Source organism: Virgibacillus tibetensis, from assembly GCF_036026595.1.
GTDB lineage: Bacteria > Bacillota > Bacilli > Bacillales > Amphibacillaceae > Virgibacillus_P > Virgibacillus_P tibetensis.
Window position 1 is genome coordinate 46,542 of the sequence record NZ_JARZFX010000001.1, and the last position, 15,528, is coordinate 62,069.

General features: G+C 36.9%; 18 protein-coding genes. 14 read left to right on the forward strand and 4 right to left on the reverse strand.

Annotated elements, in window-relative coordinates; all coding sequences use genetic code 11:
• Positions 1 to 52: 52 nt before the first annotated feature.
• On the forward strand, positions 53 to 1,654 hold the full coding sequence (locus tag QGM71_RS00225; protein WP_327605494.1) for an amidohydrolase: 1,602 nt from the start codon (positions 53 to 55) through the stop codon (positions 1,652 to 1,654).
• Positions 1,655 to 1,672: 18 nt separating this feature from the next.
• On the opposite strand, the gene QGM71_RS00230 is transcribed toward QGM71_RS00225, so the two are convergent.
• Positions 1,673 to 2,479: an NAD kinase gene (locus QGM71_RS00230; RefSeq protein WP_407702983.1), complete on the reverse strand. Its 807-nt coding sequence runs from the start codon at positions 2,477 to 2,479 to the stop codon at positions 1,673 to 1,675.
• Positions 2,480 to 2,614: 135 nt separating this feature from the next.
• On the opposite strand from QGM71_RS00230, the gene QGM71_RS00235 reads away from it, so the two are divergent.
• The 6 genes from QGM71_RS00235 (at position 2,615) to QGM71_RS00260 (ending at position 7,352) form a co-directional block, all read left to right on the forward strand.
• Positions 2,615 to 3,190 (forward strand): DUF2953 domain-containing protein, encoded by a 576-nt coding sequence (locus QGM71_RS00235; RefSeq protein ID WP_327605496.1) that lies wholly within the window; start codon positions 2,615 to 2,617, stop codon positions 3,188 to 3,190.
• A gap of 12 nt (positions 3,191 to 3,202) precedes the next feature.
• Entirely contained in the window at positions 3,203 to 3,655 is a 453-nt protein-coding gene (gene ytfJ, locus QGM71_RS00240; protein ID WP_327605497.1) for a GerW family sporulation protein, read from the forward strand.
• Between the two features lie 142 nt (positions 3,656 to 3,797).
• Positions 3,798 to 4,298: a thiol peroxidase gene (gene tpx, locus QGM71_RS00245; protein ID WP_327605498.1), complete on the forward strand. Its 501-nt coding sequence runs from the start codon at positions 3,798 to 3,800 to the stop codon at positions 4,296 to 4,298.
• A 241-nt stretch (positions 4,299 to 4,539) separates the two neighbouring features.
• Complete coding sequence (locus QGM71_RS00250; RefSeq protein ID WP_327605499.1) at positions 4,540 to 5,523, forward strand: class I SAM-dependent methyltransferase; 984 nt, start codon at positions 4,540 to 4,542, stop codon at positions 5,521 to 5,523.
• Positions 5,524 to 5,556: 33 nt separating this feature from the next.
• Positions 5,557 to 6,738: an acetate kinase gene (locus QGM71_RS00255; protein ID WP_327605500.1), complete on the forward strand. Its 1,182-nt coding sequence runs from the start codon at positions 5,557 to 5,559 to the stop codon at positions 6,736 to 6,738.
• A gap of 98 nt (positions 6,739 to 6,836) precedes the next feature.
• On the forward strand, positions 6,837 to 7,352 hold the full coding sequence (locus QGM71_RS00260; RefSeq protein ID WP_327605501.1) for a MogA/MoaB family molybdenum cofactor biosynthesis protein: 516 nt from the start codon (positions 6,837 to 6,839) through the stop codon (positions 7,350 to 7,352).
• Positions 7,353 to 7,389: 37 nt separating this feature from the next.
• Here the strand turns inward: QGM71_RS00260 and QGM71_RS00265 are convergent, their stop codons facing one another.
• Positions 7,390 to 7,818 carry a universal stress protein gene (locus QGM71_RS00265; protein ID WP_327605502.1) on the reverse strand — a complete coding sequence of 143 codons (429 nt, stop codon included), beginning with the start codon at positions 7,816 to 7,818 and terminating at the stop codon, positions 7,390 to 7,392.
• Positions 7,819 to 7,951: 133 nt separating this feature from the next.
• Between QGM71_RS00265 and QGM71_RS00270 the strand changes: the two genes are divergently transcribed.
• Together QGM71_RS00270 and ald are read left to right on the forward strand one after the other, a co-directional pair.
• Positions 7,952 to 8,107: a hypothetical protein gene (locus tag QGM71_RS00270; RefSeq protein WP_327606414.1), complete on the forward strand. Its 156-nt coding sequence runs from the start codon at positions 7,952 to 7,954 to the stop codon at positions 8,105 to 8,107.
• A gap of 166 nt (positions 8,108 to 8,273) precedes the next feature.
• On the forward strand, positions 8,274 to 9,392 hold the full coding sequence (gene ald / locus QGM71_RS00275; RefSeq protein ID WP_327605503.1) for an alanine dehydrogenase: 1,119 nt from the start codon (positions 8,274 to 8,276) through the stop codon (positions 9,390 to 9,392).
• Between the two features lie 40 nt (positions 9,393 to 9,432).
• On the opposite strand, the gene QGM71_RS00280 is transcribed toward ald, so the two are convergent.
• Positions 9,433 to 10,530 carry a M24 family metallopeptidase gene (locus tag QGM71_RS00280; RefSeq protein ID WP_327605504.1) on the reverse strand — a complete coding sequence of 366 codons (1,098 nt, stop codon included), beginning with the start codon at positions 10,528 to 10,530 and terminating at the stop codon, positions 9,433 to 9,435.
• A gap of 154 nt (positions 10,531 to 10,684) precedes the next feature.
• On the opposite strand from QGM71_RS00280, the gene QGM71_RS00285 reads away from it, so the two are divergent.
• Both QGM71_RS00285 and QGM71_RS00290 read left to right on the forward strand, forming a co-directional pair.
• Positions 10,685 to 11,353 (forward strand): PspA/IM30 family protein, encoded by a 669-nt coding sequence (locus tag QGM71_RS00285; RefSeq protein ID WP_327605505.1) that lies wholly within the window; start codon positions 10,685 to 10,687, stop codon positions 11,351 to 11,353.
• A gap of 71 nt (positions 11,354 to 11,424) precedes the next feature.
• Entirely contained in the window at positions 11,425 to 12,105 is a 681-nt protein-coding gene (locus tag QGM71_RS00290) for a metal-dependent hydrolase (RefSeq protein ID WP_327605506.1), read from the forward strand.
• Positions 12,106 to 12,136: 31 nt separating this feature from the next.
• On the opposite strand, the gene QGM71_RS00295 is transcribed toward QGM71_RS00290, so the two are convergent.
• Positions 12,137 to 12,949: a type II secretion system protein gene (locus tag QGM71_RS00295; protein ID WP_327605507.1), complete on the reverse strand. Its 813-nt coding sequence runs from the start codon at positions 12,947 to 12,949 to the stop codon at positions 12,137 to 12,139.
• Positions 12,950 to 13,008: 59 nt separating this feature from the next.
• Here QGM71_RS00295 and QGM71_RS00300 point away from each other — a divergent pair, with 59 nt between their 5' ends.
• Genes QGM71_RS00300 through QGM71_RS00310 form a run of 3 tightly spaced genes read left to right on the forward strand, consistent with a single transcriptional unit; the run spans position 13,009 to position 15,520 of the window.
• The gene (locus QGM71_RS00300) at positions 13,009 to 13,464 is read left to right on the forward strand and encodes a type II secretion system protein (protein ID WP_327605508.1); all 456 of its coding nucleotides are present in this window, start codon (positions 13,009 to 13,011) and stop codon (positions 13,462 to 13,464) included.
• Positions 13,451 to 13,861: a hypothetical protein gene (locus QGM71_RS00305; protein ID WP_327605509.1), complete on the forward strand. Its 411-nt coding sequence runs from the start codon at positions 13,451 to 13,453 to the stop codon at positions 13,859 to 13,861. The genes QGM71_RS00300 and QGM71_RS00305 overlap by 14 nt, the downstream gene beginning before the upstream one ends.
• A 36-nt stretch (positions 13,862 to 13,897) precedes the next feature.
• Positions 13,898 to 15,520 carry a GspE/PulE family protein gene (locus tag QGM71_RS00310; protein WP_327605510.1) on the forward strand — a complete coding sequence of 541 codons (1,623 nt, stop codon included), beginning with the start codon at positions 13,898 to 13,900 and terminating at the stop codon, positions 15,518 to 15,520.
• Positions 15,521 to 15,528: the final 8 nt, after the last annotated feature.

The following is a 15,528-nucleotide window of genomic DNA, read 5'->3' on the forward strand; positions in this document are numbered from 1 at the left end:
CTTGATAAAAAAACTTTATCAAAGTAAAGTGTTACTTAAAGGAGATTAACATATGGGGATATTATGGTTCGGTGGACAGATTTATACATTAGAGAATGAAGGGGAAGCAGTGGAGGCAGTCTTTACAGAAAATGATATTATTAAAGCTGTAGGTACATATGAAAAATTATACCACACCTATTATGAGCAAATTCATCAGGAAATTAACCTGTATGGGAAGACAATGCTTCCCGGTTTTGTTGACAGTCATTTACATATAATTGGGCATGGTGAAAAATTACTCCGATTGGATTTATCCCAAATGAAGTCAGCTGGTGAGGTGTTGGAAGCGCTGGAAAATCGTACAGCAAATTTATCGGAAGATGAGTGGCTGCTAGGTGAAGGTTGGAATGAAAATCAATGGGAAGATACATCCATTATACATAAATCAGAATTGGATAAAATAAGTAAAATAAATCCTATAATGCTCACAAGGGTGTGCAGACATGCCATTATAACTAATTCAAAAGCAATTGAACTATCAAATATAAATAAAAATACAGCAAACCCACAAGGCGGAATTATTGTTAGAGATAAAACCGGGAGCACTACGGGTTATTTTCTTGATACTGCGCAAGATCTAATTAAAAAGGCGATGCCTAGTGTATCTCAAAAGTATTTAGAACAAATAATTAGGATTGCTGTTGACGATCTTCTTTCTAAAGGTCTAGTGGGTGGACACAGCGAAGATCTTAACTACTACGGGGGCTTTAGAAAAACTTACGAATCTTTTAAGAATGCAATAAATGGGGGAGAAAAGAGGTTTAAAGCCCATTTATTGGTCCATCATGAAGTACTGCCAGCCATGGTGGAACAGAACTTAGGCTATTTGGATGGTACAAGGTATGTAGAATTGGGTGCAGTTAAAATTTTTTCTGATGGAGCTATTGGAGGTAGAACGGCCTGGTTAACGGAAGATTACGCAGATGATACCGGAAATAAAGGTGTTGCAATACATAGCAGAGAACGACTGGAAGCGATTGTTAAGGAAGCACGGCTACATGATTTACCAATTGCTGTTCATGCAATTGGTGATAAAGCTGTAGCTGAAATAGCAGAAGTAATTCAGAAATATCCAACTAAAAATGGTGCAAGGGATAGAATTATTCATGGGCAGATCTTAAACGAAGAAACACTAGAGCTTTTAAAGGAGTTATCTGTTGTAATTGATATCCAGCCATCATTTGTAAGTTCTGATTTCCCGTGGGTAATTGACCGGGTTGGAGAAAATAGAATGCAACTTGCTTATGCTTGGAAGACGTTACTTACTAATCACATACATTGTGCTGGCGGGTCTGATGCTCCCATCGAAGAGGTGGATCCTTTGCTGGGCATCCAGGCCGCTGTACTGCGTAAATCAACTTATAATGGAGAAGTTTATAGTCCTGATGAAAGATTATCCGTATTTGAAGCAATACAGCTTTATACTATTGGCAGTGCCTATGCTATTAATCAGGAATCTGTAAGGGGTATTATAGCTGAAAACTACAAAGCCGATTTTACAATTTTGGCAGAAGATATATTCCAAGTCGATCCAAATTACATTCATGATATAAAAGTAGAGATGACTGTAATTGACGGCGAAATTGTATATGAAAAGAATCCTTCTTACTAAAGAAGGATTCTACTTTTTTTATAAAAATGTTCGCTTCACGCGGTCCCAGTAAGAGTTGTTTTTAAGCTTTACAGTTTTAACCACTTTATTACTTAATGTCACGGCAATGTTTTGGATATTTCGTATCGAATATGCTTCGTTGTCCAGGCCGATGATAGGGTAGTCATTCCCATCCTGAATAATCTTTAATGAAAGTTGACGATCCTGACTTAGTACAAAAGAAGATCCTAGTGTCCGATACCTATTATTGTTTATAGAGGCAAGTTCAGATACTTGAAAGCAAGGTATTATAGGGTCAATAACTGCGCCATTTGTTGATTTATTATAGCCTGTACTTCCAGTTGGAGTTGCTATAATTAAACCATCTCCCCGGAATGTTTCAAAGTGCATGTCATCAATGTGGACATCAATAACAATCGATTTAATAATTGTTGAGCGGACACTTACTTCATTTAAACACTCAAATGATGTTTCTCCATTAACCAAAACATTTATTACTGGAAAGCGGCGAACTTCCATCTCTTCATGTACCATACTGTGAAGCATTTCATCAAAATTATCCATATTAAAATCACAGTATAGCCCTGACTCTTCTGCTTGTGTTATTCCTGTATATAAACAGTCTTCTCGAAAACCTGTCTTTCTTACAGCTTGTAAAAAAGCGCCATCGCCACCGACGCTAATAATAATGGTAGCATCTTTAGCATCCTCAACGATGGAGAAGCCATTTTGACGTGCCAAACTAAAAAGAGCCTGTAATTTATGTTCGATTTCTTTTTCTTTTTTGTAATAAAAGAACATATTTCGTCGATTGGTCACTAACATAACCTCCCATGCTGTGTTTGAATTAAATTAATTTTATCATTTTATTCAGCCATCTCCTAATAAATTGTCATAATTAAGAGTAAATAATGAGATATGCAGCAAAATAAAATGAATTCCAGAAAGGAGTTGGGAATCATGCTATGGCTTTTTCTTGTGTTTTTGATTCTACTATTTATCATTTTATTTTCACGGGTTTATTTTACTTGCAACTTTACATACACACCAAATGAACGCTTTATTGGGATCACTGCTACTGTGTTACGCATACCCATTTTTACAAAAAGGGTGCCGATTAATGAGAATAACACGGACGTAACTGAGTTGATAGGTGAACTCAATTATGACAATTTATCAGCCCGCATCCATCACTCCATTCATATGATGCGTAAAGTAAATAGTTATACCAATACGATATTAAAAAAATCCCAATTCCATAAGCTAGTATGGATCACAAGAGGAGGCACTGGTGATGCAAGTACTACTGGCATTGCGACAGGTGGTACTTGGACAGTTAAATATATGCTGATTGGTATTCTTAAAGAAAGAAGCAATTTGGTATGCAAGCCAGTAGTAGAAGTTATTCCTCATTACCAAAATAGATTTTTTCAATCTAATTTTGACTGTATGATATCGATAAAAATCGGACATGCTATACACGCACTTATTAAGGTAATACGGCTATATCCAATAAAAAATAAGGCAGTTATTTAAAGGAGGATCATAATGGAAGAACATCCAATTCAGGGCTTAATGACAACAGCGATGGAAAACTTAAAAGGTATGATTGAGGTAAATACTATAATTGGTGATCCCGTAGAATCCCCAGATGGAAGTGTTATTATTCCCGTATCAAAACTGGGATTTGGTTTTGCAGCTGGAGGCAGCGAATTTAGTTCCAGTAATAGTCAGGGAGATTCCGAATCTGAATTGCCGTTTGGTGGGGGAAGCGGAGGTGGGGTTTCTATAACTCCAGTTGCATTTCTGATTGTAAGTGACAAAGGGATAAAGATGGTTCATTTGGATCAACACACACACTTATATGAGAAAATGCTTGATTTCGCTCCACAGGTAGTAGACAAGGTACAGCAAATAATCAAGGAATCAGGTCAAACGAATCAATCAAGAAATAAAGAACAGAAGCGCAATTCACGTAGTTCAACACAGTATGATATATAATTTTAGTTTTGAATGGTAAAATGCCGGGAATATTCATTACTGCGACACCAATACATGTTTAAAATGTGAAATAGTGGACATGTTCAAGTTATCTATTCATAATTAGAGAGTAGACAATTTTTTAGGAGGAGGAATGATTCATATGGCTAATGTTACATTCCATCAAGATCCTGTCACACTAATGGGAAACGAACTAAAGGCAGGTGATCAGGCACCTGAATTTACCGTACTTTCAAATGGCTTGGAAAAGGTTACACTGGATGATTACAAAGGTTCAGTTAAATTAATTAGTGTAGTCCCATCTATTGATACTGGTGTATGTGCTGATCAAACAAAAAGATTTAATGAAGAAGCAGATAAAATCGGAAACGTGAAAGTACTAACAGTTAGTATGGATTTGCCTTTTGCTCAAAAACGTTGGGTGAAAAAGCATGATATTACGAAACTGGACACATTGTCCGATCACCGAGATGCTGATTTCGGAGAAAAATACGGTGTATTAATTAAGGAAATGCGGTTACTTACTAGATCAATATTTGTTGTTGATTCTAATAACAGGATTACTTATGCCGAGTATGTTTCAGAGAACACCAATCACCCCGATTATGATAAAGCTTTGGAAGCTGCGGGCAAAGCTGAATAGAATTCACATAATTCTCCCTCGCTGTTAATTGTGAGGGAGAGTTTTTAATAATAAACAGTCAATATGATTTACCTCGACACACCCATAAGGAACTAGTATACAGTTAATACTAGTAATACGAATCCGGACCATTACTTTATTTCCATAGCACAGCCCCGGTGCCATAATTTTGTACATATACCTGTTTACTTTGGTACAATAGATACGCTTTATATGGAGCCGAATGGAGAGGATTTATGACATGAAATCAAATGTAGAACTATTATATGAATGGATGAACAATACGACGGAATTAATACAGGAGCAAGTAAAAGAACCATATTTAGACAGTTTAGGATTAACCATGGAAATGCTTTTTCACCAAAGTATCTCAGAAGAGCTGGATGATATAATTACTCATAAGTTACAGGCTGTTTTGAAAGATATTGATCTCTCGACTTTTAAAGTAGATGAAATTCGCAAAGCAACCCAATTAGCAATTTTAAAGGGAATGAAAGATTCAACACAGCAACAACACTTAATGACGCCTGAAACAGTTGCGTTGCTAGTTGGCTACCTTGCAGATAAAGTCACACAGGATAAAGAACATCTTCGTGTTTTTGATCCTGCAAGTGGAACAGGAAATCTAATAACAACTGTTCTAGGGCTACTGAAACAACAGGTGGTGACCTATGCAAGTGAGGTGGACCCGACGCTGATCCAGCTAGCAGTACTGAATGCGAATCTGCAGCAAAAAAAGATAGAGTTTTTTCATCAGGACAGCTTACGTCCATTCCTGATGGATCCTGTTGATCTGATCGTTGCAGACTTACCTGTTGGATATTATCCCGATGATATTACAGCAACAGAATATGAACTTAAAGCAGATGAAGGACATTCCTATGCTCATCATTTATTTATTGAGCAAAGTATGAATTATACAGTAGATGGGGGTTATTTATTATTTGTAATTCCCGACTTTTTGTTTGATAGCGATCAATCTGACAAACTTCATCGGTATATTCAGGGGAATGCACATATTGTCGGGGTTATCCGTTTACCTGAAAGTGCGTTTAAATCAGAAAAGAACATCAAGAGTATTTTAATCCTGCAAAAGAAGGGGCAAAATACAAGTGCTCCAAAGCAGCCATTGTTAGTGAAGATGCCGTCGTTTAAAAATACAAAAGGCATGGAAGATATTCTAGAACAGATGAACTCGTGGTTTAAAACATACAAGGCTGACTAAACACGGGTCATTAAATAAAGGAGTTATACATCTATGAGTAATGTGTTAGCTATAAATGCTGGTAGTTCTTCTTTAAAGTTTCAATTAATCCAGATGCCAGAAGAAAAAGTTACTGCAAAAGGGTTGGTTGAGCGTATTGGTATAAGTGATTCAGTGTTTACTTTGGAAGTTAACGAAAACAAGGAAAAGGTAGTAAGTGATATCCCTGATCATGGGGAAGCTGTAAAAAGGCTCTTGAATGCTCTCACAACATCTGGGGTAATTCAAACCCTGGATGAAATTGATGCAGTTGGACACCGTGTCGTTCATGGTGGGGAACGTTTTAGTGATTCTGTAAAAATAACCGATGAAGTAATTCGAATTATTGATGAGGTATCCGAATTGGCACCACTGCATAACCCTGCTAACTTGACGGGTATTCATGCGTTTAAAGCCATTTTACCTAATGTGCCTATGGTAGCAGTGTTTGATACGGCATTCCATCAAACGATGCCGGAATCGTCCTACTTATACAGCTTGCCATATGAATATTATAAAGAATACGGAATCCGAAAATATGGTTTCCATGGTACCTCACATAAATACGTATCACAACGTGCAGCTGAATTAATAGGAGTACCATTAAAGCAGCTTCGTTTGATTTCTTGTCATTTAGGTAACGGAGCAAGTATTGCTGCTATCCAAAATGGTGAATCAATTGACACTTCAATGGGCTTTACCCCATTAGCAGGAGTAACAATGGGCACGAGATCGGGCAATATTGACCCTGCCTTAATCCCTTATATTATGAATAAAACAGGTAAAAAGGTGGAAGAAGTAATTAATGTTTTAAATAAAAAAAGTGGAATGCTTGCCCTTTCTGGTTTTTCCAGTGACTTAAGAGATATTGAACAAGAGGCTGAGACAAACAAGCGTGCTGAGCTGGCATTAGAGGTTTTTGCCGGGAGAATTCATAAATATTTAGGCTCTTATGCTGCAAAAATGTCTGGTGTGGATGCAATCATCTTTACGGCGGGTGTTGGCGAAAATAGTGACATCGTCAGGGAGAAGGTATTGAGGGGCTTGGAATTCATGGGTATATACTGGGATCCTGCCTTAAATAAAGTTCGGGGAAAAGAGCAATTTATTAATTATCCTCATTCTCCAGTTAAGGTAATTGTTATTCCAACCAATGAAGAAGTCATGATTGCAAGGGATACGGTTAGATTAACTTAGAAAGATTATGTTAAACAATGAGGTTTTGATATGGTTATCCATGGCAAAACCTTTTTTTATACAGTTATAAAAACGAAATAATGGGGAGGAAAAAGAGGATGTCGGTTGAAGAACATAAAAAGAACCGGAAAGTAGTTAATTGTATGATTATAACAATCAGTGATACAAGAACAAAAAAGACAGATAAGAGTGGCAACTTGATGGCAGAACTCCTGGACAATGCGGGACATAAGGTTAAATACAGAGAAATTATTAAAGACGATCGAAATGAAATAAAGAAAATAATCGAAGCTGGATGTGAAAACCCCGAAGTGGATGTTGTCATAACAAATGGCGGTACAGGAATTGCACATAGAGATGTAACAATAGAGTCTGTAAAAGAAATGCTTCAGAAGGAGATGCCAGGTTTTGGTGAGATTTTCAGATTGTTAAGCTATCAGGAAGATATAGGCTCCGCAGCAATTCTTTCTAGAGCTATTGCAGGGGTGCGCAAAGATACTGCTATATTTTCAACGCCAGGTTCATCTGGTGCGGTACGACTGGCTATGGTTAAACTAATCCTTCCTGAATTATCCCATATTGTCCATGAAATTAAAAAAGACATAAAAAAATAGCAGCGCTTCGTATAAGAAGCGCTACCTCAATAAAAAATTAACGTACCACTAGCACGTCACAGTTAGCATACCGTGTTATGCTTTCTGAGACACTACCGATTAAAAATCGCTCTACTGCACTCATACCAGTAGCACCACAGATAATTAAGTCTGCGTCAAAATCCTTTGCAATGTCCTTGGCGATTTTCACTTTAGGTGAACCATACTCAACACACCTAACCAAATCCTCGACACCAACTGATTTTGCGTTTTCAACATAACTATCCAGTAGTTCTTTTGCATACTCCTCGGCACGTTCTGCAAGTGTGCGATCATAAGCTTCCGCTGTGGCAAATGTTCGGGAATCAACTACATGAGCAAGAATAAGTCGTGCATGATTGCGCTTGGTTATATCCAATGATTTTTTGAAAGCTTTTTCAGAGGCCTCAGAACCGTCAACTGCTACAACAATATTTTTATATTCCATGTTTTATCTCCCCTTCCTCTACTAATTATATACCCTTATCCAAGCAGCAACAATCAACTTTTGTTAAAAATGGAAAAAGATTTTTTGAGATAGTGACAACTTTATGGATACACTAAAAATGGAGGTGATATTCTTGGATAAGAAAAATAAAAAACAAGAGCAGCTGATTGAAGACACTAGTGGGATTGCTGCAGTACAAAATCAACTGAATGAAAGCTACCAAAGTGGAGTTGTTGAGCAACTTCATAATAATAAGAATATATATACCTTCAATAACCGCAAAAGATAATTGCAAATATTCCATCCTGATTACAGGGTGGAATATTTTTCGCTTTCCCTTCATTATATAATTTGGTAATCTAGAATAGAATAAATTTTTTACCGGTATGATTTATTAAGATGAAGAACGCTCAGACATGTGAAGAATACAGGAAAGATAAAATGGAGGTACAAAGATGAGAATTGGAATACCAAGAGAGATTAAGAATAACGAAAACAGGGTTGCTATGTCGCCTTCAGGAGTTTTGACCTTGAAAAGTTCAGGTCACGATGTATACGTCGAAACAGGTGCAGGTTTGGGCTCAGGTTTTACAGATGAACAATATAAAGAAGCAGGTGCTTTTATTGCTTCTACGGCTAAAGAAGCCTGGTCACAAGAGATGGTTATGAAGGTAAAAGAACCACTACCCGAAGAATACGGTTATTTTTATGAAGGACTAATTTTATTTGCATATTTACACCTTGCAGCAGAACCTGAATTAACAAAAGCGTTAATCGATAAAAAAGTTGTGGGTATAGCGTACGAAACAGTTCAGCTGCCAAACAGGACATTGCCATTACTTACACCAATGAGTGAAGTAGCAGGACGCATGTCAGCACAAATTGGTGCACAGATATTAGAGAAGCCAAAAGGAGGAAAAGGTATTCTTCTTGCTGGTATTCCAGGAGTAAAACGAGGAAAAGTGACAATAATTGGGGGTGGGGTAGTAGGTACTAATGCTGCTAAAATAGCTGTTGGGTTAGGAGCTGATGTTACAATAATAGACTTGAGCCCGGAACGTCTTCGTCAATTAGATGACATCTTTGGTACATCAATCAATACGATGATGTCCAACCCGTTAAACATCAGTGAAGCAGTTGCGGAATCTGATTTATTAATTGGAGCAGTTTTAATTCCTGGAGCGAAAGCACCAAAATTAGTAACGGAAGAAATGGTTCAAGCAATGTCTGAAGGATCGGTTATTGTGGATGTTGCGATTGATCAAGGTGGCATTGTTGAAACCAGTGATCGAATAACAACACATGACAATCCAACCTTTACAAAACATGGTGTCGTTCATTATTCAGTTGCCAACATGCCTGGAGCAGTTCCACGTACATCTACAATTGGATTAACAAACGTCACGGTTCCTTATGCATTGCAATTGGCTAATAAAGGTTTTAAACAAGCATGTCTTGATAACGAAGCATTGATGAAGGGAATCAATACATTAGATGGCTTTACAACGTATCAGGGCGTAGCAGAAGCACATGGACTTGAATTTAACGACGCACATATGCTTTTACAAAAGTAAACATGAAAAGAGCACATTTTACGATGTGCTCTTTTTTTTATCATTCGATTATCTGTAATTCTTTAGGGTACTTGGTTAGAATTTCCGGCCCATTTTCGGTCATGAAGATCATATCTTCAATTCTTACACCACCTATTTCGGGAACATAAATACCAGGTTCAATGGTGTAGCACATACCTGCTTTAAGTAGAAGGTTATTATTACTGTGCATGGAAGGATATTCATGTGTTTGTATGCCTAATCCATGACCTATTCGGTGCGTGAAATACTTTCCATAACCTGCTTCTTCAATATGATTCCTGGCAGCTAGATCCAGTTCTCCAACTGGTGTACCAATTTGTGATGCATCAATCGATTTTTGTTCAGCAGCTAAAACCGTATTGTAAATGTCTTTTTGCTGATCTGTGACAGATTTAAAGGCAACTGTTCTGCTAATATCTGAACAATATCCTTTATATATAACACCCAGGTCAAACAATACCATATCTCCTGAGATGATTTCCTTTATGGATGGGGTTCCATGGGGAGACGCTGTTTTTGTGCCGGATAATGCCATTGTATTAAAAGACATTTCCTGAATGCCTTGTTTTTTTAATTCATATTCAATTGTTGCGATAACCTCCAGTTCACCGATGCCTTCCCGGAGCGATTTTACACCTGTTTCTATTCCAAAGTCTGCAAGTGATGCGGCCTCTTTTATGAGTTCATATTCTTCCTTACTTTTAATAACACGTAAGTTTGCCACTATTTCCTGAGCATCTGTTATAGTTGCACTAGGTAGGATCTCTTTAATTGCCTCATAGCGTTCTAATGTAATATGATCATGCTCAAGACCAATTGTTTGCGGGGTCTTATCGATTGCTTTTAATTTGTTTGAAAATAATTGCCATGGATTCTCATGATCGTGGTAACTGATGATTTCATGATTCCATCCAGCTGCTTTTGCATCATCTACTTCCATAGCAGGCACAATTAGTATGGGATCATGTAAGGTACTTACGTATACAGCTATAATACGCTCATGTGGTTCTGTATAATAGTTGCTTAAATAATAAAAATTTGCTTTCGATGTAATGAGCATGCTATCTAAATTATTCCGTTTCAATTCCTTTATTAACGATTCCAGACGTTCTGACATTCGTTTCACCTCATGAAATTTATTTGTGGTGCTATTATAGCAGAGATATACGGGAATTAATAAAAATGTATTTTTATGAAACTATAAATAGGGAATAGACGTACTATATAATAAGTGTATTTTAAAAATACTAAAATTCTAAGGAGGAATTTATATGTTTAAATTTTTCAAACGGATGAAAACAGTTGTTGGTTCTGAATTGAATGCTATGTTGGATAAGGCTGAAGATCCAGTTAAAATGCTGGACCAGTTTATGCGAGATATGGAAGCAGATATCAGGGAAGCAGAAGGAGCAGTAGCGAAACAAATTGCAAATGAAAAAATGCTAAAACGAAAAGCAAATGACGCTCAGGCATTAGTAGAAAAAAGACAGAATCAGGCAGAGAAAGCAATTGAAGCAGGCAACGACGATTTAGCGCGTCGAGCATTAGAAGATAAATCGGGAAATGAAAAACAATATGAACAATTAAATGAATCATGGTTAAAGGCAAAAAGTGATTCAACAGAAATTAAAGCGAAGCTAGCTGAAATGAAAAAGGAATACAATCAAATGCAGTTAAAAAAAGATGCCCTGAAGGCGCGTGCTGAAACTGCCAAAACAAAAACAAAAATGAATCGTACCATGTCCTCTATTGGTAGCAACGAATCACGTCATGGCTTTGAACGTATGGAAGAGAAAGTTATGCAATATGAGGCAGAATCAGAAACATCAGAAGATCTATCACAATCGGCGCGTACGCTGGATGATGAGTTCGAAAAACTGGAAGAGAGTAATGTAGATAAAGAGTTGGCCGCTTTAAAAAAGAAAATGAATAAGAAATAATCAAACCGGGTATGTGATCTAAGGATGCTCTTTTATTGAGCAAATAGTAACAAAGGTAAGGAGAGGTTTACGTGAAAGTATCGTATCATGGACACTCAGTAGTAAGAGTTGAAACAGCAAAACATAAAATTTTAATTGATCCGTTTATTTCGGGTAATGAAGCGTGTGACTTAGACGCTCAGACGGTTGAAGCAGATGTTATATTGTTGACGCACGGACATAATGACCATGTCGGTGATACATTTGACATTGCTAAACGGAATGATGCTCTTGTCATTGCCCCAAACGAGCTGGCTGTTTATTTGGGAAGTAAAGGATTGAACACACATCCGATGCATATAGGTGGGGCACATGAATTTGATTTCGGACGTGTGAAATTCACGCAGGCCTTTCATGGTTCGTCTTATACAGAAGAGGATGGCACGTTTATTTACTGCGGTATGCCTGGTGGAATCTTATTGACCATAGAAGATAAAACAATTTATCATGTTGGCGATACAGCACTTTTTACAGATTTAAAAATGTACGGGGAAATGAATAAGATCGATGTGGCATTTATTCCTATTGGTGATAATTTTACGATGGGCCCAGAAGACGCTCTGATAGCTGCTGACTGGATTAATGCCAAAATCGTAGTGCCTGTACACTATAATACATTTCCAGTGATTGAGCAGGATGCGGACGCATTTGCTGAGAAGGTAAAAACTGGTGAAGGTCGAGCGATGAAGGTTGGAGAAGAGATAGAGTTGTAATTAAATCCCGTAGGCTATTTAGCTTACGGGATTAGTCTTCGTTTTTGACAACATAAATGTGTTCAGAGTTGTCATTGCTTGGTGAGGGACACTCACTGACAATAGTTATGTTATCTACTGCAATTTGAAAGTTGCCACTATCTTGTTCTTCTTCAAAAAAAACATTTCCCAGTACACAAATTGTTCCTTTACTACCATTAAAATTTATATCACCCCGCACATATAGATTTTTCTTGATAGTTACATACACCTTATTGTGAAAAATAGCACTATTTAGGAAGGCAGCACTCTCTTGAAAGATATAGTTATTTGCGCAGTCTTCATTTTGCTTGTTTTTGATTCTTAATAACTCTAAAAATTTAACATTTTCATTGTATATACATGCAATATTATTCTCGGATTCTTCAAATTCTTCAGGGTTCTCTTCTGGTCCATCTTGGTCGTTATTAATATCTAACACGTATTGTGCTGCCTTATTAAAAGTAGTCTTAATCGAAGTTTCTTTAGAATTTAATTTGAATGAGAGAGGGTAATCTCTATTTTCAAGCTCGATACATTTACCCTCTAATACACCATTGGTTACTTCACTAAAAGAAAATCTTTCTTCTTCTGAAGTTATACAGAGAGGTTGTGTATTATCATCATAGAATTGATACCTTAATTCATTAACCAAAACATTCATATGCTGTTTTGTTTTTATATTTTCAGCCGTTTTGTCCTCGCTGCTTATCAACTGAACAATAACTGTAGAAGAAAGAGCAATAACCACAGCAAATAAGCTTAATGCTGCTAGTAACTCTATTAAAGTCATTCCTTTTTCGTTTGAATATTGTTGGAATTTCATGTTTACACATCCAATAAATGTTATAATAGGATAAAAGTCACGGTTAGGTGTGAATTCTATTGTATACTATATTCAAAAAAATAAATAGTAAGGGTTTTACAATTGTAGAAATTATAGCATCTATTGCCATTTTAGGAATGGTTATTGCTGTATTATTACCAATTTTCCCTCAAGTTATGAACTGGTCGAAGAAGGTTGATGATGAGTTGGGTGCTAGTAATCTATTAGAACAGGCAGCCAATGACATAACCATTTCTACTATTCGTAACAGTTTGGGCTCTATACCAATGTGTTCATCTAATAACACACTAGCATTATATGATGTGTCATCATATCCACTGAATGATAACGTTTATTCTGTTGATTTAAATGTATGTAAAGAAGGTATAGCGGGTGGCGAGATTAGCTTTAATGACATAGAATTATACCGTGCTAATATACAAATCCTTTCGCAAGATAAGCTGATTAGTGAATCGTATACTTACATAAAAGGTGAAGAAAATGAAGATCTATAGAAACGAGAAAGGCGCAGCTCTAGTGCTCACCATGATGATAATCACATTATTTCTTGTTTTTATAATGGCTCAGTTTACCCAGATTATAAATACAACAAGACAAGTGACAACGATGGAAGAAAATATAGATGCCCGGTTAATTGCGGGTATGGGCATTGATTATGTCGAAGTTATACTGAATGAGTTTTCCAGAAGTGAATTACCTCTCAATGAATATTTACAAAATGAAATTCCTGAAGGGCCTGTAGAAATAGGTTCGACTGATAGAACTTATGAAATTAGCTTTGAGGAATTTATAGTGGATGACCGCCCTGAATCTATTTCTTATAAGAGCATAGGAAAAGCATTTGGAGCACATGTAGTAATAGAGAGCCAAATTACTATCAATTGGGAATAACAAGGCGAATTATTTTAATGAAAAAGAGGGATCACAATGATTACACGTAAACGTCTAGGGGATCTGCTCCAGGAAGCTGGTCTTGTTTCTGAAGAGCAAATAGGTGAAGCTCTTCAAAATAAAAAAGAAAATCAAAAACTTGGAGATGCACTGCTCGAACATGGTTTCATAACTGAACGTCAGTTGATTGAAGTTTTGGAGTTCCAATTAGGTATTCCTCATGTTTCTTTATACCGCTATCCAATTGATGAAAATGTTCTTGGTTATGTTTCCAAGGAGATGGCACAGCAAAATCTTATCATTCCTTTAAAAATTCAGGATAAAGCACTTATTATTGCCATGAATGATCCAATGGATTATTTCATTATTGATGATCTGGAAATGGCAACAGGTTATAGTATATCACCAGTTATTGCTGCAAAAGATGACATTTTATATGCAATTAATAAGTATTATTTTAAAAACGAAACAGAGATGACAGTAGAAGGTTCTACTGATGACGAGGCACCAGTCATTCGTATGCTGGACCAGTTATTAAATACAGGAATCCAATTAAAGGCCAGTGATATCCATATTGACCCACAGGAAACAAATGTTAATGTTCGTTACCGTATAGATGGTAGATTACAGACTGAGAATATTATCCCAAAACAAATGCAGAATTCGTTAATTGCCCGGATTAAGATATTGGCAGATTTGAATATTACGCAGTCAAGACTGCCTCAGGACGGACGTATAAAAACCACAGTGGGGGTTACACCTGTTGACTTGCGGATTTCTTGTCTCCCAACGGTAAATGGGGAGAAAATCGTTATCCGTATTCTTGATTTAAGTAACACACTTATGCATTTGAGCGACTTAAATTTCTCAGAAGAAAACCGAAAAAAATACAATCAGCTGATTGCACAGCCATCTGGCTTGGTCTTACTGACAGGTCCCACAGGATCAGGGAAAACCTCAACCCTGTATGCATCTGTTAATCAATTAAACGCTGAAAACGTGAATATTATTACAGTGGAAGATCCTGTAGAATTTCAGATGGAAGGAATTAACCAAGTGCAGGTGAACAGTGCAGTTGGCCTTACATTTGCAAATGGATTGCGATCTATTTTAAGGCAAGACCCGAATATCATCATGGTTGGTGAAATCCGTGATCAGGATACTGCTGAAATTGCTATTCGTGCATCCTTAACCGGCCACTTGGTATTTAGTACATTACATACAAATAGTGCAATTGATACAATACCCCGGTTAATTGATATGGGGATTGAGCCATACCTAGTTGCATCGTCGTTGTCTGGGATCGTGGCACAACGACTAGTCAGGAAATTGTGCCGTGACTGTATTACAGAGAGAGAAGCAACGACTATGGAAAAAGAGATATTTGAAAGTAATGGAGTAGAAGTCGACTTTGTATACTATGGAAAAGGATGTAGTGTTTGTCATCAGCAAGGTTATCGAGGAAGAATTGCAGTACAGGAAGTATTGGTAGTTGATGACATGATAAAAAGCATGCTTCTGAATAATAAGTCTATTTCAGAAATTCGGATGCATGCAAAAGAACAAGGAATGGCTTTTCTGATTCAGGATGGGTTAGCGAAGATAAAAGCTGGATTAACTTCAATGGAAGAGATCATGCAAGTTTCAATCAGATTGTAGGGGGTGTC

What these genes read in the sequence shown, in the direction of transcription:
- QGM71_RS00260 (WP_327605501.1), top strand. Translation starts at nt 6,837, where the DNA reads ATGTCGGTTGAAGAACATAAAAAGAACCGGAAAGTAGTTAATTGTATG.
- tpx (WP_327605498.1), top strand. Translation starts at nt 3,798, where the DNA reads ATGGCTAATGTTACATTCCATCAAGATCCTGTCACACTAATGGGAAAC.
- QGM71_RS00310 (WP_327605510.1), top strand. Translation starts at nt 13,898, where the DNA reads ATGATTACACGTAAACGTCTAGGGGATCTGCTCCAGGAAGCTGGTCTT.
- QGM71_RS00230 (WP_407702983.1), bottom strand. Translation starts at nt 2,479, where the DNA reads ATGTTAGTGACCAATCGACGAAATATGTTCTTTTATTACAAAAAAGAA.
- QGM71_RS00280 (WP_327605504.1), bottom strand. Translation starts at nt 10,530, where the DNA reads ATGTCAGAACGTCTGGAATCGTTAATAAAGGAATTGAAACGGAATAAT.
- QGM71_RS00255 (WP_327605500.1), top strand. Translation starts at nt 5,557, where the DNA reads ATGAGTAATGTGTTAGCTATAAATGCTGGTAGTTCTTCTTTAAAGTTT.
- QGM71_RS00265 (WP_327605502.1), bottom strand. Translation starts at nt 7,818, where the DNA reads ATGGAATATAAAAATATTGTTGTAGCAGTTGACGGTTCTGAGGCCTCT.
- QGM71_RS00250 (WP_327605499.1), top strand. Translation starts at nt 4,540, where the DNA reads ATGAAATCAAATGTAGAACTATTATATGAATGGATGAACAATACGACG.
- QGM71_RS00285 (WP_327605505.1), top strand. Translation starts at nt 10,685, where the DNA reads ATGTTTAAATTTTTCAAACGGATGAAAACAGTTGTTGGTTCTGAATTG.
- QGM71_RS00235 (WP_327605496.1), top strand. Translation starts at nt 2,615, where the DNA reads ATGCTATGGCTTTTTCTTGTGTTTTTGATTCTACTATTTATCATTTTA.
- QGM71_RS00305 (WP_327605509.1), top strand. Translation starts at nt 13,451, where the DNA reads ATGAAGATCTATAGAAACGAGAAAGGCGCAGCTCTAGTGCTCACCATG.
- QGM71_RS00295 (WP_327605507.1), bottom strand. Translation starts at nt 12,949, where the DNA reads ATGAAATTCCAACAATATTCAAACGAAAAAGGAATGACTTTAATAGAG.
- ytfJ (WP_327605497.1), top strand. Translation starts at nt 3,203, where the DNA reads ATGGAAGAACATCCAATTCAGGGCTTAATGACAACAGCGATGGAAAAC.
- QGM71_RS00225 (WP_327605494.1), top strand. Translation starts at nt 53, where the DNA reads ATGGGGATATTATGGTTCGGTGGACAGATTTATACATTAGAGAATGAA.
- ald (WP_327605503.1), top strand. Translation starts at nt 8,274, where the DNA reads ATGAGAATTGGAATACCAAGAGAGATTAAGAATAACGAAAACAGGGTT.